Below are 19192 nucleotides of genomic sequence, written 5' to 3' on the forward strand. Positions count from 1 at the left end.
CCCGTCCCCGTCCGTGGTGAGCGCGCCCGCCGCCGAACAGCACCAGCAGGCGCCCGACAGCCGGTCCGGCGCCCGCGAGGGCGGCCCGGCGCCCCTGCCCCGCCGCGTGCCACCGGTGCTGGTCTCCGACCACGGCCACCCGGTCGACGACGGCGCGGCCGGACGGCACACCCGGCCCTCCTGGGCCGAGCGGCGGGAGCAGACCCCGGACGAGGCCGCGCACCAGCCCCGGAACGAGGCCCGGCACCAGACGCAGCAGCAGACCCAGGAACGGGACCGGACCCGGCACCCGGAACAGGACCCGGGAGCCAGGAACGAGGGCGAGGACCGGCGCCAGGACCAGGCGCCGGCCCCGGAGCGCCCGGCGCCGCCCCGCCGGGACGCCTCCGGGCTCCCCAAGCGGGTGCGCCAGGCGAGCCTCGCCCCGCAGTTGAAGAACGACCCCGAACCACCGGCGGAGAGCGACCGATACGCTCCCGACACCGATCCCGAACGCGACGCCGAACAGGCGAGGGCCACCATGGCCTCGCTGCAACGGGGATGGCAGCGCGGTCGGCGGCAGACGGCCACCGGTTCCGGCGGTTCGGACACGGCACCAGGAACGAGAGATGAGGGGGACGGGCGATGACCGCATCGAACGCCGCAGCACGCAACGGATCGGCACCGTCGGGCGAGTTGAACTGGCTGCTCGACGAACTCGTCGGCCGGGTCGGCAGCATCCGCAAGGCGCTGGTGCTCTCCGGCGACGGACTGCCCACCGGCGGTTCACGCGATCTGTCCCGGGAGGACGGCGAGCACCTGGCCGCCGTGGCCTCGGGTTTCCACAGCCTCGCCAAGGGGGTGGGCCGTCACTTCGACGTCGGCCGTGTCCGGCAGACCGTCGTCGAACTCGACGACGCCTTCCTGTTCGTCACCTCCGCCGGTGACGGCAGTTGCCTCGCCGTGCTGGCCGATGCCGACTCGGACGTCGGACAGGTAGCCTATGAGATGACGCTGCTGGTCAAGCGGGTGGGCGTGCATTTGGGCTCCGCTCCGCGATCCGGTGGGTGACGGAGGCGGGGGGAGATGACCGGAGACGGTGCGACCGACGACCGCTGGTTCGACGACGCCGCCGGACCGGTGGTCCGGCCGTATGCGATGACGCGGGGCCGTACCCGCAGCGCCGCCGAGGACAAGCTCGACCTGATCGCCGTCGTCGTCGCGGACAGAGTGAACCCCGGGACCGTCGCCGACCAGACGTTGTCACCGGAGCACATCGACATCGTCGAACTCAGCCGCGACACCCCACAGTCCGTCGCCGAGCTGGCGGCCGAGCTGGACCTTCCGGTCGGCGTGGTCCGCGTGCTCATCGGCGACCTGCTTCACGCGGCACTCGTCCGAGTGTCCCGGCCCGTACCTCCGGCGGAACTGCCGGACGAGAGGATTCTGCGCGAGGTGATCAATGGTCTACGGGCACTCTGACCCGGGCCGCTCCCACATCATCGAACCCGTGACGCTCAAGATTCTGGTGGCGGGCGGGTTCGGTGCGGGAAAGACAACACTGGTGGGCGCGGTCAGCGAGATCAAACCGCTGCGCACCGAGGAAGTGCTCACCGAGGCGGGCCGGCCGGTCGACAACATCGCGGGGGTGGAGGGCAAGAAGACCACCACCGTCGCGATGGACTTCGGGCGCATCACGCTCCGCGAGGACCTGGTGCTGTACCTCTTCGGCACCCCGGGGCAGGACCGCTTCTGGTTCCTGTGGGACGAGCTGGCGACCGGCGCCCTGGGCGCGGTGGTGCTGGCCGACACCCGCCGGCTGGAGGACTGCTTCGCCGCCGTCGACTACTTCGAGCGGCGCGGCATCGCCTTCACGGTGGCCGTCAACTGCTTCGAGGGCGCCGACAACTACCCGGAGGAGTCGGTGCGCGAGGCGCTGGACCTCGACCCCGGCACCCCGGTGGTGATGTGCGACGCGCGCGAGCGCGAATCCGTCAAGCATGTGCTGATATCCGTCGTGGAGCACGCCATGCTCGCCACCGCGGCCACCCGCTGACCGCGCGGCGCACCCGCCTCACCGCACGGCGATCACCGACGAACCATGGCCGAACAGGCCCTGGTTCGCGGTGATGCCCACCCGCGCCCCCGCCACTTGGCGGTCGCCCGCCCGCCCCCGCAGCTGCTGGGCCAGCTCGCACACCTGGGCGATGGCCTGCGCCGGAACCGCCTCCCCGAACGAGGCGAGACCACCGCTCGGATTGACCGGGATCCGGCCGCCGAGCGCCGTCGCGCCCTCCCGCAGCAGCTTCGCGCCCTCCCCGGCGGCGCACAGCCCCAAGTCCTCGTACCACTCCAGCTCCAGCGCGGTGGACAGGTCGTACACCTCGGCGAGCGACAGGTCCTCCGGTCCGATCCCCGCCTCCTCGTACGCCGCCCGCGCGATCGACGGGCGGAACGGTTCGGCCGCCGTGCCGGACCCCGCGGCGGAGTCGGTGGCGATGTCCGGCAGATCGAGCGCGGTCCGCGGATACACCGGCGAGACGGACGAGACGGCCCGGATCCGCACCGGGTCCGCCACCCCGTGCCGCCGCGCGAAGTCCACGCTGCTCAGCACGAGCGCCGCGGCCCCGTCCGAGGTGGCGCAGATGTCCAGCAGCCGCAGCGGATCGGCCACCACCGGCGACGCGGTCACCTCCTCGGCGGTCACGGGGGAGCGGTAGCGGGCGTGAGGGTTGGCCGCCCCGGCGGCCGCGTTCTTCACCTTGACCGCCGCGAAGTCCTCGGGCGTGTCCCCGTACACCGCCATCCGGCGGCGCGCCCACAGCGCGAAGTACGCCGGGTTGGTGGCGCCCAGCACTCGGAAGCGCAGCCAGTCCGGGTCGTCGGGCCGGTCGCCGCCGGACGGTGCGAAGAAACCCTTGGGCGCCGCGTCCGCGCCCACCACCAGCACGGTGTCCACCATGCCGGACAGGATCTGGGCGCGGGCGGTGTCGATGGCCCGCGCACCGGACGCGCAGGCGGCGTACACGCTGGTGATGCGCGCCCCCTGCCAGCCCAGCGCCCGGGCGAAGGTCGCCCCGGCCACCTGGCCGGGATAGCCGCAGCGCACGGTGTTCGCGCCGACCACCGACGCGATGTCCGGCCAGTCGAGCCCGGCGTCCGCGAGCGCCGCCCGCGCCGCCTTCGTCCCGTACTCCACGAAGCTCCGGCCCCATTTGCCCCACGGGTGCATCCCGGCGCCGATCACCGCCACCTCGCCGGTCATGACGCCCCCTCCGCGTCCTCCGCCGGTACCGGCCGCCAGTGCCAGGTGCTCCAGCTCCGTCCGCCCTCCCCGGCCAGCACCCCCGGCACCACCTCGACCTCCATGCCGACCGCCAGCTCCGCCAGGCTCACCCCGGGCGCGCCCTGTCCGAGCACCACCATCCGCTCGGCGGCCAGCTCCACGGCGATCAGCGTGTACGGCTCCCAGTCGCGCGCGGGATCGGACGGGTACGGGGCGGGCGGGCGGTAGCGGCCGTCGGTGTACGACCACACCCGGCCGCGCCGCGACAGCGGCACCTCGTCCAGCTCCTCACCGGCGCAGCCGGGCGCCCGGCAGAAGGTGTCCTCGCGCGGGAAGTACACCGCGCCACAGGCCCGGCAGCGGGTCCCCAGCAGCCGGAAGTCCCCGTCGCCGGAGGTGAACCATCCGGCGACCACGGGCGTACGCGCAGATGCCACGGCTTCTCCCGGCGGTGAAGGTAAATACCTGACGGAACGTCAGAAGTGTTGCACAGGGACCGCACGACGGGTAACCCAGGTGCAGGACGGATGGAGGGGAGCAGGCGTGGCGGAGACGGAAGAGGCGGTCCGCTGCACGGCCGTCACCAAGGAGTTCGGCACCGGCGGCGTCGTACGGGCGCTGGACGCCGTCGACCTCACCCTCCGCGCGGGCGAGTTCTTCTCGCTCCTCGGCCCCTCCGGCTCCGGCAAGACCACCCTGCTGCGCCTGATCGCCGGGTTCGAGCGGCCCACCGGCGGCCGTATCGAACTCGCCGGGCGGGACGTCACCGCGCTGCCCCCGCACCGCCGCGATGTGCACACCGTCTTCCAGGACTACGCGCTCTTCCCGCACATGACCGTAGAGCAGAACGTGGCGTACGCGCTCACCGTGCGCGGCGTCCGCAAGCCGGAGCGCACCGCCCGCGCCCGCGAGGCCCTCGCCACCGTCCGCCTCGACGGCTTCGCGTCCCGCCGCCCCGACGCGCTCTCCGGCGGGCAGCGCCAGCGCGTCGCCCTCGCCCGGGCCCTCGTCGACCGGCCCGCCGTGCTGCTCCTCGACGAACCGCTCGGCGCGCTCGACCTCAGGCTCCGCCAGGAGATGCAGACCGAGCTGAAGGAACTCCAGCGCACCACCGGCATCACCTTCCTCCTGGTCACCCACGACCAGGAGGAGGCGCTGACCATGAGCGACCGCGTCGCCGTCGTCTCCGACGGCCGGATCGAACAGACCGGCCCGCCCCTGGAGGTGTACGAACGCCCCGCCACCGCCTTCGTCGCGGGCTTCGTCGGCACCACCAACCTGCTGCGCGGCGAGGCCGCGGTCCGGGTGGTCGGCCGCCCCGGCGCGTACAGCATCCGCCCCGAGCGCATCCGGCTCGCCGATCCCGCCGACGCCCCGCTCGACGGCGAGCGCACGGTCACGGGGCGCATCGCCGACATCGTGCACGCCGGGGCGCACACCCGCTTCACCATCGCGCTCCCACACGGCGACCGGCTCACCGTGCACCGGCAGAACCTGGCCGAACTCCCGCCCACCGCCCGCCCCGAGGCCGAGATCAGGCTGGTGTGGGACGAGAAGGACGCCTTCCCGGTGCCCTGTTGACCCATTGACGGCGGAAGGCACCCTGGCGTCGGCATACGTGCCGCGCGGATACTGACGGGGCCTCGAGTGCCAAGTGGGACGAGGAGGACCGGATGCGGAAAAGGACGACATCCGCGTGGAGGTCCGCGGCGGCCGTGTGCGCGCTGCTGCTGACCGCCGCTGGCTGCGGATCCGACGACGACGGCAAGGCCGCGCACGCCCCCGACAAGCTCGGCAAGGGCGAGGGCAAGGTCAACATCATCGCCTGGGCGGGCTACGCCGAGGACGGCTCCAACGACCCCCGGGCCGACTGGGTCCACCCCTTCGAGAAGAAGACCGGCTGCAAGGTCGACACCAAGACCGCGGGCACCTCCGACGAGATGGTGTCCCTCATGAAGACCGGCCAGTACGACACGGTCTCCGCCTCCGGCGACGCCACCCTGCGCCTCATCGCCTCCGGTGACGCGGCTCCCGTCAACACCAAGCTGGTGCCGAACTACAAGGACATCTTCCCGGCCCTCAAGCAGCAGCCGTTCAACTCCAAGGGCGGCCGGATGTACGGCATCCCGCACGGCCGCGGCGCCAACCTCCTCATGTACCGCACCGACAAGGTCAAGCCCGCCCCCGACTCCTGGCGCGCCGTCTTCGACGACGCCGCCGCGCACCAGGGCCGGGTCACCGCGTACGACTCGCCCATCTACATCGCCGACGCCGCGCTCTACCTCAAGCACGCCAAGCCGTCGCTCGGCATCAAGAACCCGTACGCGCTCGACGAGAAGCAGCTCGACGCCGCCGTCACCCTCCTCAAGAAGCAGCACCGGGCGATCGGCGAATACTGGAGCGACTACCAGAAGGAGATCACCGCCTTCAAGGGCGGCGACAGCGTCATCGGCACCACCTGGCAGGTCATCGCGAACCTCACCCAGGCCGAGAAGGCGCCCGTCAAGGCCGTGCTGCCCAAGGAGGGCGCCACCGGCTGGTCCGACACCTGGATGGTGTCCGCCAAGGCCGAGCATCCCAACTGCGCCTACAAGTGGCTCGACTGGATCGTTTCCCCGAAGGTCAACGCCCAGGTCGCGGAGTACTTCGGCGAGGCCCCCGCCAACCGCAAGGCGTGCGCCGAGACCTCCGACCCGAACCACTGCGCCGTCTTCCACGCCGACGACGAGAAGTACTTCCAGCGCGTCCACTTCTGGACCACACCGATCAAACGGTGCCTCGACGGCCGTAAGAACACCACCTGCACCGACTACGCCCAATGGACCCGCGCCTGGACCGAGGTCAAGGGCTGAGGGGGTGCGTCGCGCCGGGGCCGGGGGAGCGCGGCTGCGCCTGGCCGCGCTCCTCGGACCGCCCCTGCTGTGGCTGACCCTGGCCTACCTCGGCTCGCTCGCCGTCCTGCTCCTCTCCGCCTTCTGGACCACCGACTCCTTCACCTCCGACGTCGTCCGCACCTGGAACACCGACAACATCCAGGAGCTGCTGACCACCCCCGTCTACCGCACCATCGCGCTGCGCACCCTCACCATCGCCGCCGCCGTGACCCTCCTCGACGCCCTCCTCGCCCTGCCCATGGCCTTCTGCATGGCGCGCGTCGCGGGCCCGCGGTGGCGGCGGCCGCTGCTGGTGGCCGTGCTCACCCCGCTGTGGGCGAGCTACCTGGTCAAGGCGTACGCGTGGCGGGTGATGCTGAGCGAGGACGGCGTGGTCAACGCCGTGCTCTCCCCGCTCGGGCTGCACGGGCCCGGCTACGGCACCCCCGCCGTCGTCCTGGTGCTCGCCTACCTTTGGCTCCCGTACATGATCCTCCCGGTGTACGCGGCCCTGGAACGGCTCCCCGAACGCACCCTGGAAGCCTCCGCCGACCTCGGCGCGGGCACGTGGCGCACCCTGCGCTCGGTGGTCCTCCCCGCCGTACGCCCCGCCCTGCTCGCCGGATCCGTCTTCACGTTCTCGCTCAGCCTCGGCGACTACATCACCGTGCAGATCGTCGGAGGCAAGACCCAGCTCCTCGGCAACGCCATCGCCTCCCAGGTCACCCTCGACCTGCCGATGGCCGCCGCGCTCTCCGCCGTCCCCGTCGTCCTCATCGTCTGCTACCTGGCCGCCGTACGCCGCGCCGGCGCCCTCGACGCGCTCTAGGGAGTGTCTCCATGAAGCTCTCGCGCACCGCCCGGATCGTCCTCGGCTGCGTCACCGCCGCCGGACTCGCCGTCGTCTACGCGCCGCTGCTGCTCGTCCTGCTCAACTCCTTCAACGCCGACCGCTCCTTCGGCTGGCCGCCCAGCGGCCTCACGGGGGAGTGGTGGCGCGCCGCGCTGCACAACCACGGCGCCCGCGACGCCCTGCTCACCTCGCTCAAGGCCGGGCTCGCCGCCACCGGGATCGCCCTGGGCTTGGGCACCATGGCCGCGTACGCCGTCCACCGGCACCGCTTCTTCGGCCGACGGACCGTGTCCTTCCTGCTGGTGCTGCCGATCGCGCTGCCCGGCATCGTCAGCGGCATCGCCCTCAACGCCGCCTTCCGCACCGTCCTGGATCCGCTCGGCATCGGCTTCGGCCTGTTCACGGTGGTCGTCGGGCACGCCACCTTCTGCGTCGTGGTCGTGTTCAACAACGTGGCGGCCCGGCTGCGCCGGATCTCCCCCTCGATGGCCGAGGCGTCCGCGGACCTCGGGGCGCGCCCCTGGCAGACCTTCCGCCACGTCACCTTCCCGGCCATGCGCTCGGCGCTCTTCGCGGGCGCGCTGCTCGCCTTCGCGCTGTCCTTCGACGAGATCGTGGTGACGACCTTCACCGCCGGTCCCGGCACCCGCACCCTGCCCATCTGGATCTACGAGAACCTGGCCCGGCCGCACCAGGCCCCCGTCGTCAACGTCGTCGCGGCCCTGCTCGTCGCCCTGTCCGTGGTGCCCGTGGCCGTCGCGCAGCGGCTGTCCTCGGACACCGCGGGCGGGCGGCTGTGAGACCTCAGTGCCCGGTCAACGAGCGGCGCGAGACCGGGAAGTCGAAGTAGGTGTCCGGGAACGGCTCCGGCTTGTAGGTGAAGTGCCACCACTCCTCGGCCAGGTTGACGAAGCCCTGGGCCTCCATCGCGCCCTTGAGCAGCAGCCGGTTGGCCCGCTGCTTGCCCTTGATCCGCGGATCGAGGGTGTGCGAGAGCGTGTCGAAGCAGTCGTAACCGGTGCCCATGTCCACCGAGTTGTCGGGGAAGCGCTCCTTCTGGGGCGCGTAGCAGGGCACCAGCTTCTCGCCCGGAATGTACGGACGGGTCGGCAGCGCGGGCAGCTTCACGATCGTCAGGTCCATGGTGCTGCCGCGGCTGTGGCCCGACTTCTCGGCGATGTAACCGTCCTCGAACAGCCGGGTCTTGTCGACGTGCGGATAGAACTCGCGCTTCATCCGCTGGTCGTCGAGGTCCTTCGCCCAGTCGACGAAGGTGTTCACCGCGCGCTGCGGCCGGTAGCAGTCGTACACCTTCAGGGTGTAGCCCCGGCGCAGCAGTTGACGCTGCACCCGGTGCAGCGCCTTGGCCGCCGGGCGGGTCAGCAGGCACAGGGGCCTGCGATAGCCCTCGACGGGGCGGCCGGTGAAGTTGTGCGGGGTGAAGTACCGGATCTCCTGGCGGATCGTCGGATCCACATCGCTCAGCGCCACGAACTCCTTCGGCGCCTCGGGCTCGCCCTCGGCCTGCGCCGGAGCGGGCGAGGCGAGGGCCATCAGAGCGGCGACGGGCAGGGCGAGCGCGCGCAGCGCGGCGGTGATTCTTGGCATGGACACCGAGTTACCCAGTCCCACCGGGTCATGAACCCCCGCGCACCCGCACCGGATACCCCGCCTCGACGCCGCCCTCCCGCTCGACCCGCACCCCGTCCCCGCGCAGCCGGGACACGAACCGCACCAGCTCCGCCTTGTCCCAGCCGTCGCCCGCGTCCACTGCCAGCGACCCGCCGCCCTTGCGCCCCTGGCACGGCGGCCACACCTCCAGCTCCACGCCGCCGTCCGGCGACGCGACGGGTATCACCGCGCCCGCCCGGGCCAGCACCGGGATACGGGACAGCGGGGCGTCGACCACCACCTGCCCGGGGCCCTCGTAGGCGCGGCCCGTCGCCGTGTCGTACCAGCGGCCGCGCGGCAGCCGCACCGCCCGCCGCACCGCGCCCTCCTCCAGCACCGGGGCCACCAGCAGCGCGTCGCCCAGCAGGAAGGCGTCCTCGCAGTCGCGCAAGCTGCGGTCCTTGGGCTGCCGCCACCACACGGGCCGCACATAGGGCGCGCCGGTACGCTCCGCCAGCCGCGCCAGCGTCATGAAGTACGGCAGCAGCCGCTGCCGCTCGCGCAGCGCCGCCGCCGCGTGCTCCAGCACCCCGGACCCGAACTCCCACGGCTCGCGCCGCCCGGCGGTGATCGCCGAATGCGTACGGAACAGCGGCAGATACGCGCCCAGTTGGAACCAGCGCAGATACAGCTCCGGCGACGGGGAGCCGGTGAAGCCGCCGATGTCCGGACCGGAGTACGGAACCCCCGACAGCCCGAGCCCGATCACCAGCGCCAGCGAGGCGCGCAGCCCCGGCCAGCCCGTCGCCACGTCCCCGGACCGGCTCCCCCCGTACCGCTGGAGCCCCGCCCAGCCGGAGCGGGAGAACACGAACGGCCGCTCGTCGGGGCGCAGCTCGCCCAGCCCCTCGTACCCGGCCCGGGCCATGGCCAGCCCGTACACGTTGTGCGCCTCCCGGTGGTCGCCGCCCCGGCCCTCCAGGGCGTGCCGGGCCGAGCGCGGCAGCGTGGGCTCGCCGAAGGCGGCGAAGGACACCGGTTCGCACCGGTCGTGCCACACCCCGGAGAAGCCCTGCTCCAGCCGCTCCGCGTACAGCCCGCCCCACCACTTCCGCACCCGCGGATCGGTGAAGTCCGGGAACACCGACTCGCCCACCCACGTCACCCCGCGCACCTCACGGCCGCGGGCGTCGGTCACGAACCCCTCCGCCGCCGCCCCGCTGTCGTACACCGCGTTGCCCGGCTCCGCCTTCACCGCGGGGTCCACGATCGACACCAGCCGCACCCCGTCCGCGCGCAGCTCGGCGGCGAGCCCGGGCAGATCGGGGAACCGCGCCGCGTCCACCGTGAAGACCCGGTTCCCGGCCAGGTGGTCGATGTCCAGGTGCAGCGCGGACAGCGGCAGGTTCCGCTCCCGGTAGCCCGCCACCACCCGCCGCACCTCGTTCGCGTCGCCGAACCCCCAGCGCGCGTGGTGGTGGCCGAGCGCCCAGCCCGGCGGGACCGCGGGGGAGCCGGTCAGCGCCGCCCAGCCGTGCAGCACCCGCGCCGGGGTGCCCACGAACACCCAGTAGCGCAGCGGCCCGCCCTCCATGCGCATCCGGACCCCGCCCGGCCGGTCGTGCCCCGAGCCCGCGCCCTCCTCGCCCTCCCGCAGGGTGACCGTGCCGTCCCACGAGTTGTCGTGGAACACCAGGTGGGTGCCCGCGTCGGCCACCACCAGCTGCACCGGCATGGTCAGGTACAGCGGGTCGTCGCCCGGCCCGAAGCCACCGCCGGGATCGGTGTTCCACAGCCGGTACGAGCCGTCCTTCAAGCGAGGCCCGCCCGCCCGTCCGCCGAGCCCGAAGAACCGCGCGTCCGCCGCCACCTCCGACCGCTGGTGCCAGCGCGCGCCCGCGACCCCCGCGCCCCGGCCCTCGCAACCGCGGTCGATCACCGCCTCGGCCGGTTCCCACCAGCGCGGCGGCAGATCCCGCCGCAGCACCACCCCGCCCGGGGTGCGCACCTCCACCGTGCCCATGCGCGACACCGCGACCGTCACCCGCTCCGACACCACCCGCCAGCCGCCGTCCGTGTCCGGCTCCAGCTGGGCCCGCTCGTCGGCCTCGGGGCAGGCGCCGTCCAGCGCGTACGACGGCTCCGGCTCGGCCCCGTCCCAGCCGCAGAACACCGCGCCGCCGGCCGCCACCCGCACCCGCAGCGAGGACCGCGCGAACCGCACCACGCCACCGCCCGGTTGCGGATCCGCACCCTCCACCACACCCGGCACCCGCGCCAGCTCCGCGCCCCGCCGCGGCAGCCCGGTCGCGTCCGAACGCCGGCGCCGCCACGCCCAGCGCAGGGAGCGCAGCCCCTGCGCCGTACCGACCACCTTCACCGACCGCACCAGGTCACGCGCATTCATACTGATCACTGTGCCATTGACAAGGCACGGCGTGACCACAGTTCAACTGCCGTTCACCCGTGGTCGTCCCCCACGCCACCCACCACGCATGTGTCGTCCCACATGCCACCCAACCGTGGATGTGGAGTGGCGCCCCTGGTGCGCAAGTCGATCACATGGCATCGTCCTGCTCGGACGCAGATGCGGCAGACGATGCGAACCAATCGGATCAAACGCACCGAAGCGGATAGAAGTGGACCGAAGCGGACCTCCCGGGAGCCGACACAGATGAACACCGCAGCGCACCCCGACGACCTGCCCGGCCCCCTGTGGGAGCCCGGCGCGGACCGGATCGAGCGCGCCCAGCTGACCCGCTTCCACGCCTGGGCGGCCGAGCGGCACGGTGCGCCCGCCGCCCGCCCCGGTGACCCGGCCGCGAGCTACGCCGCGCTGCACCGCTGGTCGGTGGAGGAGCTGGAGACCTTCTGGGGCGCGGTCGCCGAGTGGTTCGAGGTGCGCTTCGGCACCCCGTACGACACCGTGCTCGCCGACCCCGCCATGCCCGGCGCCCGCTGGTTCCCCGGCGCCACCCTCAACTACGCCGAGCACGCGCTGCGCGCCGGGGAGGACCCCGCACGCGCCGACGACCCCGCGCTGCTGCACGTCGACGAGACCCATGAGCCGCGCCCCGTCACCTGGGCCGAGCTGCGCGCCCAGGTCGGCGCGGCCGCCGCCGCGCTGCGCCGGCTCGGCGTCCGCCCCGGCGACCGGGTCAGCGGCTACCTCCCCAACATCCCGCAGGCCGCCATCGCGTTCCTCGCCACCGCCGCCGTCGGCGGGGTATGGACCTCCTGCGCCCCCGACTTCGGCGCGCGCAGCGTCCTGGACCGCTTCCAGCAGGTCGAGCCGGTCGTCCTGTTCACCGTCGACGGCTACGCCTACGGCGGCAAGACGCACGACCGCACCGAAACCGTCGCCGAGCTGCGCCGGGAACTGCCCACCGTGCGCGCCGTCGTCCACATCCCGCTGCTGGGCACCCCCGCCCCCGAGGGGGCGCTGGCCTGGGACGACATCGTCCGCGACGCGAGCGAGCCGGTCTTCGAGCAGGTGCCCTTCGACCACCCCCTGTGGGTGCTCTACTCCTCCGGCACCACCGGGCTGCCCAAGGCGATCGTGCAGTCCCAGGGCGGCATCCTGCTGGAGCACCTCAAGCAGCTGGGCCTGCACTGCGACCTGGGCCCCGGGGACCGCTTCTTCTGGTACACCTCCACCGGCTGGATGATGTGGAACTTCCTGGTGTCCGGGCTGCTGTCCGGCGCCACGGTGGTGCTGTACGACGGCAGCCCCGGCTATCCGGACACCGCCGCCCAGTGGCGCATCGCCGAGCGCACCGGCACCACGCTGTACGGCACCTCCGCGGCGTACGTCATGGCGTGCCGCAAGGCCGGTGTCCACCCGGGGCGCGACTTCGACCTGTCCCGCGTGAAGTGCGTCGCCACCACCGGCTCGCCGCTGCCGCCGGACGGCTTCCGCTGGATCCACGACGAGGTGGCCGAGGACATGTGGATCGCCTCCGTCAGCGGCGGCACCGATGTGTGCAGCTGCTTCGCGGGCGCCGTGCCGACCCTCCCCGTCCACATCGGCGAGCTCCAGGCCCCCGGGCTCGGCACCGATCTCCAGGCGTGGGACCCGCAGGGCAGGCCGGTGGTCGACGAGGTCGGCGAGCTGGTCGTCACCCGCCCCATGCCGTCCATGCCGGTCCGGTTCTGGAACGACCCCGACGGCAGCCGCTACCGCGACAGCTACTTCGAGATGTTCCCCGGCGTCTGGCGCCACGGCGACTGGATCACGGTCACCTCGCGCGGCACCGTCGTCATCCACGGCCGCTCCGACTCCACGCTCAACCGGCAGGGCGTACGCATGGGGTCCGCCGACATCTACGAGGCGGTCGAACGCCTCCCCGAGATCCGCGAATCCCTCGTCATCGGCGTCGAACAGCCCGACGGCGGCTACTGGATGCCGCTCTTCGTCCACCTCGCCCCGGGCGCCACCCTGGACGAGGACCTGCTGGCCCGCATCAAGACCACCATCCGCACCGAGCTCTCCCCGCGCCACGTCCCCGACGAGGTCATCGAGGTGCCGGGCGTCCCCCACACCCTCACCGGCAAGCGCATCGAGGTCCCGGTCAAGCGCCTCCTCCAGGGCACGTCGCTGGACAAGGCGGTCAACCCGGGGTCGGTGGACGACATCGACCTGCTGAAGTACTACGAGCGCCTGGCCCGGACGAAGGGCGTCTCGGCCGACTAGAGGTGCGTCGTGTCCAACTGGTCGGCCAGGCAGGCCAGGTAGAGGGAGAGCGCACCGCGGTCGCGCAGTGAGCGGCCGCTGATCTGCTCGATCTTGTTGATGCGGTAGACGAGGGTGTTGCGGTGGATGTGCAGCGCCGCCGACGCCCGCACCAGGTTGAAGCCGTTCTCGCACCAGGCCACCACCGTCTCCCGCAGCACCGGCCAGTCCGGCTGGCCGCGCAGGTCCAGGGCGGTCAGGGCGATGAGCCGGGCACGGGTGTGCTGCCCGACCGCGGCCAGCAGCTGGTGGCCGCGCAGATCGCCGATGAGATGGACGTGGGCGTCGGGGGAGTCGGCGGCGACGCGGGCGCCGAGCCGCAGCGCGTCGCACGCGTCCTGGTACGAGTCGTGCAGCCCGCCGACCGAGGAGGCAGGTTCGCCGATGCCGGCGCGCAGCACCAGTCCGTACCGCGCGTCGGCCACCTCCGTGAGCCGTCCGCACACGGCCGCCACGCCCGGGTCGAGCGCCTCGCCCCGCAACCGGTGCAGCACCCCGATCCACCCGGGGGCGGCGCTCGCCACGATGTCCTGCGGATCGGGGAACGCCTCGCGGACGGTGCGCAGCAGCTCCGGGCGGACCAGCGCGGTGTCCCGGGGCCGGTGCGCACCGGCGTACCCGGTCCCGTGGCCGCGCCCGCCGCCCCGGCGCTCCGCGTCCGGCACCGTCACCTCCATCGCGATCGCAACCCGGGCGAGCCGCAGGTCGAAGCCCAGCTCCGCGGCGCGGAAGACGATGAAGTCGGGCTCGACCACCTGGGCGTCGTACGAGGCGACGTCGGCGATCAGATCCTCCAGCACCCGCTCCCTGAGCACCCGCGAGCGCAGCAGCACGGACTCCCGCATCAGGATCTCCGTCTGCCGCTTCACCAGCAGCCCGAAGCGGCCCACCTGGGCGGGCGTGCCGGTGATCCCGACCGTGCCGACCGCGTGCCCGTCCCGGACCAGGGGGAGGGTGACGCCGGGTCGTACGCCCCGCAGGGACTGGGCCTGCGCGGTGGTGTGCGTGGCGGGCTCCTGGGTGCGCAGCACCTCCACGGACGCCTCGTGGAAGGTGCCGATGCGGCTCCGGTCGCCGCTGCCGATGACGGTGCCCTCACTGTCGGTGATGAGGACGTTGAATCCGATGACCGCCGAGGTGTCCCCGGCGATCTCCTGGGCGAGTGACGGGCTGAGCATGCGGGTCCCCCGTCGAGAGGTGCGCGGAAGGGGCGCGCGGGGCGGCGCGAAGTGGGACGCACCATACAGTGCGCCCTCTCTTTCTCGCCATATATTCGTACGAAGTGACCAGTGACCGAAGCTCGGTGCACTCGTAGCGTATGGGGCAATTCACACCCCCGCCGCGGTGATGACGCGGTGAACGGCGGGCCCTGCCCAGCCCTGACACGGAAGGCCGATCCGATGGCCCGTGTACGCATCCTCCTCACAGCCCTGTCCGTCATGCCGCTCCTCGCCCTGACCGCCTGTGGATCGGACAGCGACGCCGCGGCCCCCAAGAAGGTCTCCGCGAAGACGGCCGCGCTCGGGACGATCGACCCCGGCGTCCTGAAGGTGGCCGTCCAGCCCTACGCGCCCTACACCACCGTCAAGGACGGCAAGATCGTCGGCCTCGACGGCGACATCCTCAGTTACGCCGCCAAGAAGCTCGGCCTCACCATCCAGCCCGAGACCACGGACTTCGCGGGCATGCTCGCCGGGGTCCAGTCCCGGCGGATGGACATCACCATCGGCGGCGTCGCCTGGACCAAGGACCGCCAGAAGCAGGGACTGTTCACGGACCCGCCCTACTACTCGCCCCCGGCGATGGCGGTCGGCTCGGGCAAGACGTACAAGACCATCAACGACCTCGAGGGACTGCGCCTCGGCACCGTCGAGGGCTACGTCTGGGTCAAGTCCATCAAGGCCGTCCCCGGCGCGAAACTCCGCGCCTACCCCGACGCCAACGGCGTCTTCGACGACCTCGCCGCGGGCCGCATCGACGTCGGCTTCCTGGACCCGCTCATCATCATCGCGGCCGAGAAGGAACGGTCCGAGCAGATCAAGACCCAATACCTGACGCCGCCGACCGCCGCACAGGTCAAGGCCAAGCCCGCCTACGAGTACTTCCGCCCGTACCAGACCGGCTTCTACCTCCCCAAGAAGGCCACCAAGCTGGAGAAGGCCATCTCCGCCCAGATCGACGCCATGTACAAGAACGGCGAGCTGACGAAGCTCATCAAGAAGTGGGGCGGCGACCCGGCACAGTTCCTGAAGCCCGCCTCCGACGTCGCCCCCGCACGGCGCGGAGTCGACCGGCCCGCCGACTGGAACGCCCCGTCCATCGGCACCGCCGGGCAGTGAGGAGGCCACGAACGTGACGACCGCCGCCGGACTGTTCCAGGTCCCCTGGTCCGACTACCGCTCCGACCTGCTGGACGCCCTGCTGAAGACGATTTCGTACACCGCCGTGAGCTTCGCGGGCGCGGCCCTCCTCGGCCTGGTGGTGGCGCTGCTGCGGCTGAGCCGCGTATGGCCGCTGCGCGCGCTGGCCGCCGTGTACACCGAGCTCTTCAAGAACATCCCCCTGCTCGCCATCATCTTCCTGACCTACTTCGGCCTGGGCTCGGTCGACATCCGCCTCGACGTCTTCACCGCCGGATGCCTGAGCCTCATCGTCTTCTACTCCGCCTACCTGTCCGAGATCTTCCGCGCCGCCATCAGCGGAATCCACGACGGCCAGACGGAGGCCGGGGAGGCGCTCGGGCTGGGCCGCCTCAGCGTCTTCGGGCACGTGATCTTCCCCCAGGCGCTGCGCCTGGCGCTCCCCGGCACCAACACCATGCTGGTCGACCTGCTCAAGGGCACCTCCCTGCTGGTCACGATCTCCGCCGCCGAGCTGATGTCCGAGGCGCGGCTCATCACCTCCTCCACCTTCCGGGCGCTGGAGGTGTACCTCGTCATCTCGGCCGTGTACTTCGCCCTCTGCTACCCGCTGTCCCAGCTGCTGCTCGCCCTGGAGCGCGCCATACGGGCCGGAAAGCCGCTGACCCCGAGGCGGCGGCGACGGCTGCGGACCGCCCGCGCCCTGCTCGCCGAGGCACCCGCCCCGGCCGACCCACCGTCCCCGAAGGAGGCGACGGCATGACCGAGCCCGTCACCGCGGCGGCCCAGGCCCCCGGCACGACGACCGGGACCACCGCCCCGCGGCCCACCGACGCCGTCATACGGATCAGGGACCTCGGCAAGTCCTTCGACGGGCGCCGCGTCCTCGACGACGTCTCCCTCGACGTCCCGCGCGGCCGGATCGTCAGCGTCATCGGGCAGAGCGGCGGCGGCAAGACCACCCTGCTGCGCTGCGTCAACCTGCTGGAGCGGCCGGACACCGGCACCATCGAGGTGGCCGGCGAGACGGTGCACAGCGACGGGCGGACGGTCTGTCGCGACCTCGCCCGGCTGCGCCGCACGGTCGGCATGGTCTTCCAGCGCTTCCACCTCTTCCCGCACCTGACCGCCGTCGAGAACGTCATGCTGGCGCAGGTCAAGGCGGGCGTCCCCGAACGGCAGGCCCTGGAGCGCGCCGTCGTGCTGCTGCGCCGGGTCGGGCTCGCCCACCGCGGCCTCGCCCACCCCGACCAGATGTCCGGCGGCGAGCAGCAGCGGGTCGCCATCGCGCGGGCGCTCGCGCTCAAGCCCGAAGTGCTGCTCTTCGACGAACCCACCTCCTCGCTCGACCCGGAGGCGACCCGTGAAGTGCTTCGGGTCATGCGCGAGTTGGCCGAGGAGGGGATGACGATGATGCTCGTCACCCACGAACTGCCCTTCGCCCGCGAGGTGTCCGACTGGGTCGCCTTCGTCGACGGCGGCCGGATCATCGAGGCGGGCCCGCCCGCCGAGGTGCTCGGCCGCCCCCAACAGGCCCGGACCCGGGCGTTCCTGACCACCTACGAGTCCGCCGAATAGGGGACGCGCCATGGACACAAGGCACGGCAGCGGTCCCGTGGTGGTCGTCGGCGGCGGCGTGGTCGGCCTGTGCACCGCGTACTACCTGGCCGAGCGCGGGCTGCCGGTCGAGATCGTGGAACGGCGCGGAGTGGGCTCCGGCGTCTCCCGCGGCAACGCGGGCTGGGTCTGCCTCAGCCACTCCACCCCCGTCCCCGCCCCGGGAGTCCTGCGGTACGCGGCGCGCTCCCTCGGGCGGCCGGACTCCCCGCTCTATCTGCGCCCGCTGCCGGACCCGGCGTTCGTACGGTGGCTGTGGCGCTTCTGGCGCAGCAGCACGCCCGCGGCGTTCCGGCGCGGCTACGCGGCGATCGCCGAGCTGAACCGCAGCACGTTCGCGCTCTTCGACGGGCTGCGCGAGGCGGGAGTCGAGACCACCCTCAGCCGCCCCGGCATGGTGCACGCGTTCCTCTCGCCCGGCGAGGCGCGCCACCACCTCCAGCTCCAGCGGCAGATGGCGGACGGCCGCTATCCGCTCCCGGACGACGTCAGCACCGGCGCCGAGGCGATGGCCCTGGACCCTTCGCTGGCGCCGGCGGTCCGCGCCGCCTACCTCGTCCCCGGCGAAGGCGTCCTGGACCCGGTGGCCTTCGCCCGGGCCCTCGAAGAACGGCTGGCGGCCACCGGGGTGAAGGTCCACGAGAACGTGGCCGCGACCGGCTTCCGGCGCGGACCGTCCGGGGACCGGGTCACCGCGGTGGTCACCGACACCGGCGAGATCCCCTGCTCGGCCGTCGTCATCGCGGCCGGAGTGCGCTCCGCGGACCTGCTGCGCGAGCTGGGACACCACCTGCCGCTCCAGGCGGGCAAGGGCTACAGCTTCTCCGTGGACCTCGACCCCGCACCGACGCACACGCTGTACTTCGGCGAACACCGGGCCGTGGCCTCACCGATCGGCGGCACCACCCGCATCGCGGGGACGATGGAGCTGAGCGGCAACAACAACCGGCTCGACTGGCGCAGGATCGTCGCCGTCGCCCGGGCGAGCCGCCACTACCTCGGGCAGTGGTTCGACGATCCCGACGACCTGGTGGCGCTGATCCGCGACCCCTGGGTCGGCGGCCGGCCGTTCCTGCCCGACGGACTGCCGGTCATCGACCGCGTGCCCGGCTCCGGGAACGCCTTCACCGCCACGGGCCACGGGATGCTGGGCGTGACGCTCGGCCCGGTCACCGGCAGCGAACTGGCCTCCTACGTCGTCACCGGGCACCGCCCCGCCGCCCTCACCCCGTTCCGCCTCGACCGGCTCCGCGGCTGACGGCCTTCCGCGGCTGACAGCCTGATGACGCGTCCGCCGGAGCGTTGTCAGTGCCCCCGGTTACGGTGAGTGAGCACTGAACGTCCGCGCTGAGGGGGAGTCATGGCGCACACCGACAACGGCGGCACGCACTGCGGGAAGCCCACCGCGATCCGGGCCTTGCGCAGGGAAGTGCCCAGCGTAGTGGCGCTGTTGGCGGCCGAGGACGACTTCGCCGCGATGCGGGGATACGCGTCGTTCGGCTTCGACGACCACCCCCGGTACCTGCGGCGGATGGAGGCGCTGCTGCGGGCGCTGGCGTCACAGGGCGTGCACACCACCGTCGCCCTCTTCGACCCGGTCGCGTACGAGGAGTACTGCGCCCACGCCCGGCTCGACCCGGACACCCCCGCGAGCCGCAGCCGCTACACGGCGGAGGTGGCGTCCACGGGCGCCACCGTCGTCTACGAGGGCCAGCCCATCGACCAGCTGCTGCCGCGCCTGATCACCGTGGCCGAGGAGCGAGCCACCTGGGAGTACGCCGCGGCCGTGCTCGCCCGGGCGGGCGGCTGCGGCGGCTGCGGCGGCCATGGTGACGGCACCGGTCGCGCGGCGTTCGACCGCGCCGCCGCCGCGCTGCACGC

General features: G+C 72.7%; 17 protein-coding genes and 2 pseudogenes. 14 read left to right on the forward strand and 5 right to left on the reverse strand.

Translation table 11 applies throughout. The annotated features are described in order from the left end of the window. From EEJ42_RS43435 to EEJ42_RS43450, 4 genes and pseudogenes are all read left to right on the forward strand, one after another. Positions 1-628 (forward strand): annotated as a pseudogene (locus tag EEJ42_RS43435) (histidine kinase); the annotation flags it as partial. Next, on the forward strand, positions 625-1050 hold the full coding sequence (locus tag EEJ42_RS43440) for a roadblock/LC7 domain-containing protein (RefSeq protein ID WP_123107646.1): 426 nt from the start codon (positions 625-627) through the stop codon (positions 1048-1050). The pseudogene EEJ42_RS43435 and the gene EEJ42_RS43440, both read left to right, overlap by 4 nt. 15 nt (positions 1051-1065) lie before the next feature. Next, complete coding sequence (locus EEJ42_RS43445) at positions 1066-1461, forward strand: DUF742 domain-containing protein (RefSeq protein WP_123107647.1); 396 nt, start codon at positions 1066-1068, stop codon at positions 1459-1461. Beyond that, positions 1442-2035, forward strand: a complete 594-nt coding sequence (locus EEJ42_RS43450; RefSeq protein ID WP_123107648.1) for a GTP-binding protein — start codon at positions 1442-1444, stop codon at positions 2033-2035. The genes EEJ42_RS43445 and EEJ42_RS43450 overlap by 20 nt, the downstream gene beginning before the upstream one ends. 18 nt (positions 2036-2053) lie before the next feature. On the opposite strand, the gene EEJ42_RS43455 is transcribed toward EEJ42_RS43450, so the two are convergent. Continuing rightward, positions 2054-3244 carry a lipid-transfer protein gene (locus EEJ42_RS43455; RefSeq protein ID WP_123107649.1) on the reverse strand — a complete coding sequence of 397 codons (1191 nt, stop codon included), beginning with the start codon at positions 3242-3244 and terminating at the stop codon, positions 2054-2056. Next, positions 3241-3702, reverse strand: coding sequence for a Zn-ribbon domain-containing OB-fold protein (locus EEJ42_RS43460; protein WP_123107650.1), 462 nt, complete (start codon positions 3700-3702; stop codon positions 3241-3243). The genes EEJ42_RS43455 and EEJ42_RS43460 overlap by 4 nt, the downstream gene beginning before the upstream one ends. Positions 3703-3808: 106 nt before the next feature. Here EEJ42_RS43460 and EEJ42_RS43465 point away from each other — a divergent pair, with 106 nt between their 5' ends. The 4 genes from EEJ42_RS43465 (at position 3809) to EEJ42_RS43480 (ending at position 7791) form a co-directional block, all read left to right on the forward strand. Further along, positions 3809-4846 carry an ABC transporter ATP-binding protein gene (locus EEJ42_RS43465; protein WP_123107651.1) on the forward strand — a complete coding sequence of 346 codons (1038 nt, stop codon included), beginning with the start codon at positions 3809-3811 and terminating at the stop codon, positions 4844-4846. 92 nt (positions 4847-4938) lie between these two features. After that, on the forward strand, positions 4939-6117 hold the full coding sequence (locus EEJ42_RS43470) for an ABC transporter substrate-binding protein (RefSeq protein ID WP_123107652.1): 1179 nt from the start codon (positions 4939-4941) through the stop codon (positions 6115-6117). Between the two features lie 4 nt (positions 6118-6121). Beyond that, on the forward strand, positions 6122-6967 hold the full coding sequence (locus tag EEJ42_RS43475) for an ABC transporter permease (RefSeq protein ID WP_123107653.1): 846 nt from the start codon (positions 6122-6124) through the stop codon (positions 6965-6967). Positions 6968-6978: 11 nt separating this feature from the next. After that, on the forward strand, positions 6979-7791 hold the full coding sequence (locus EEJ42_RS43480; RefSeq protein WP_123107654.1) for an ABC transporter permease: 813 nt from the start codon (positions 6979-6981) through the stop codon (positions 7789-7791). Between the two features lie 4 nt (positions 7792-7795). Here the strand turns inward: EEJ42_RS43480 and EEJ42_RS43485 are convergent, their stop codons facing one another. Together EEJ42_RS43485 and EEJ42_RS43490 are read right to left on the reverse strand one after the other, a co-directional pair. Beyond that, on the reverse strand, positions 7796-8599 hold the full coding sequence (locus EEJ42_RS43485; protein ID WP_123107655.1) for a M15 family metallopeptidase: 804 nt from the start codon (positions 8597-8599) through the stop codon (positions 7796-7798). Between the two features lie 28 nt (positions 8600-8627). After that, entirely contained in the window at positions 8628-11009 is a 2382-nt protein-coding gene (locus tag EEJ42_RS43490) for a glycoside hydrolase family 31 protein (RefSeq protein WP_123107656.1), read from the reverse strand. 267 nt (positions 11010-11276) lie between these two features. Here EEJ42_RS43490 and EEJ42_RS43495 point away from each other — a divergent pair, with 267 nt between their 5' ends. Continuing rightward, complete coding sequence (locus EEJ42_RS43495) at positions 11277-13295, forward strand: acetoacetate--CoA ligase (protein WP_123107657.1); 2019 nt, start codon at positions 11277-11279, stop codon at positions 13293-13295. On the opposite strand, the gene EEJ42_RS43500 is transcribed toward EEJ42_RS43495, so the two are convergent. Then, positions 13292-14512 (reverse strand): CdaR family transcriptional regulator, encoded by a 1221-nt coding sequence (locus tag EEJ42_RS43500; protein ID WP_123107658.1) that lies wholly within the window; start codon positions 14510-14512, stop codon positions 13292-13294. The two genes, EEJ42_RS43495 and EEJ42_RS43500, sit on opposite strands and share 4 nt — an antisense overlap. A gap of 222 nt (positions 14513-14734) precedes the next feature. Here EEJ42_RS43500 and EEJ42_RS43505 point away from each other — a divergent pair, with 222 nt between their 5' ends. The 5 genes and pseudogenes from EEJ42_RS43505 to EEJ42_RS43525 form a co-directional block, all read left to right on the forward strand. After that, on the forward strand, positions 14735-15673 hold the full coding sequence (locus EEJ42_RS43505) for a substrate-binding periplasmic protein (RefSeq protein WP_123107659.1): 939 nt from the start codon (positions 14735-14737) through the stop codon (positions 15671-15673). A gap of 13 nt (positions 15674-15686) precedes the next feature. Further along, entirely contained in the window at positions 15687-16457 is a 771-nt protein-coding gene (locus tag EEJ42_RS43510; RefSeq protein WP_123107660.1) for an amino acid ABC transporter permease, read from the forward strand. Continuing rightward, complete coding sequence (locus tag EEJ42_RS43515; protein ID WP_234365220.1) at positions 16454-17272, forward strand: amino acid ABC transporter ATP-binding protein; 819 nt, start codon at positions 16454-16456, stop codon at positions 17270-17272. Before EEJ42_RS43510 ends, EEJ42_RS43515 begins: the two co-directional genes overlap by 4 nt. A gap of 10 nt (positions 17273-17282) precedes the next feature. After that, the gene (locus tag EEJ42_RS43520; protein ID WP_246097762.1) at positions 17283-18569 is read left to right on the forward strand and encodes an NAD(P)/FAD-dependent oxidoreductase; all 1287 of its coding nucleotides are present in this window, start codon (positions 17283-17285) and stop codon (positions 18567-18569) included. A 102-nt stretch (positions 18570-18671) separates the two neighbouring features. Then, a pseudogene (locus EEJ42_RS43525) lies at positions 18672-19192 on the forward strand (hypothetical protein); the annotation flags it as partial.

Origin of the sequence: Streptomyces botrytidirepellens (genome assembly GCF_003721215.1) — a bacterium.
Taxonomy (GTDB): domain Bacteria; phylum Actinomycetota; class Actinomycetes; order Streptomycetales; family Streptomycetaceae; genus Streptomyces; species Streptomyces himastatinicus.

Coding starts and splice junctions, on each gene's coding strand:
- EEJ42_RS43440 (WP_123107646.1), top strand. CDS start 625: ATGACCGCATCGAACGCCGCAGCACGCAACGGATCGGCACCGTCGGGC.
- EEJ42_RS43445 (WP_123107647.1), top strand. CDS start 1,066: ATGACCGGAGACGGTGCGACCGACGACCGCTGGTTCGACGACGCCGCC.
- EEJ42_RS43450 (WP_123107648.1), top strand. CDS start 1,442: ATGGTCTACGGGCACTCTGACCCGGGCCGCTCCCACATCATCGAACCC.
- EEJ42_RS43455 (WP_123107649.1), bottom strand. CDS start 3,244: ATGACCGGCGAGGTGGCGGTGATCGGCGCCGGGATGCACCCGTGGGGC.
- EEJ42_RS43470 (WP_123107652.1), top strand. CDS start 4,939: ATGCGGAAAAGGACGACATCCGCGTGGAGGTCCGCGGCGGCCGTGTGC.
- EEJ42_RS43480 (WP_123107654.1), top strand. CDS start 6,979: ATGAAGCTCTCGCGCACCGCCCGGATCGTCCTCGGCTGCGTCACCGCC.
- EEJ42_RS43485 (WP_123107655.1), bottom strand. CDS start 8,599: ATGCCAAGAATCACCGCCGCGCTGCGCGCGCTCGCCCTGCCCGTCGCC.
- EEJ42_RS43490 (WP_123107656.1), bottom strand. CDS start 11,009: ATGAATGCGCGTGACCTGGTGCGGTCGGTGAAGGTGGTCGGTACGGCG.
- EEJ42_RS43495 (WP_123107657.1), top strand. CDS start 11,277: ATGAACACCGCAGCGCACCCCGACGACCTGCCCGGCCCCCTGTGGGAG.
- EEJ42_RS43500 (WP_123107658.1), bottom strand. CDS start 14,512: ATGCTCAGCCCGTCACTCGCCCAGGAGATCGCCGGGGACACCTCGGCG.
- EEJ42_RS43505 (WP_123107659.1), top strand. CDS start 14,735: ATGGCCCGTGTACGCATCCTCCTCACAGCCCTGTCCGTCATGCCGCTC.
- EEJ42_RS43515 (WP_234365220.1), top strand. CDS start 16,454: ATGACCGAGCCCGTCACCGCGGCGGCCCAGGCCCCCGGCACGACGACC.
- EEJ42_RS43520 (WP_246097762.1), top strand. CDS start 17,283: ATGGACACAAGGCACGGCAGCGGTCCCGTGGTGGTCGTCGGCGGCGGC.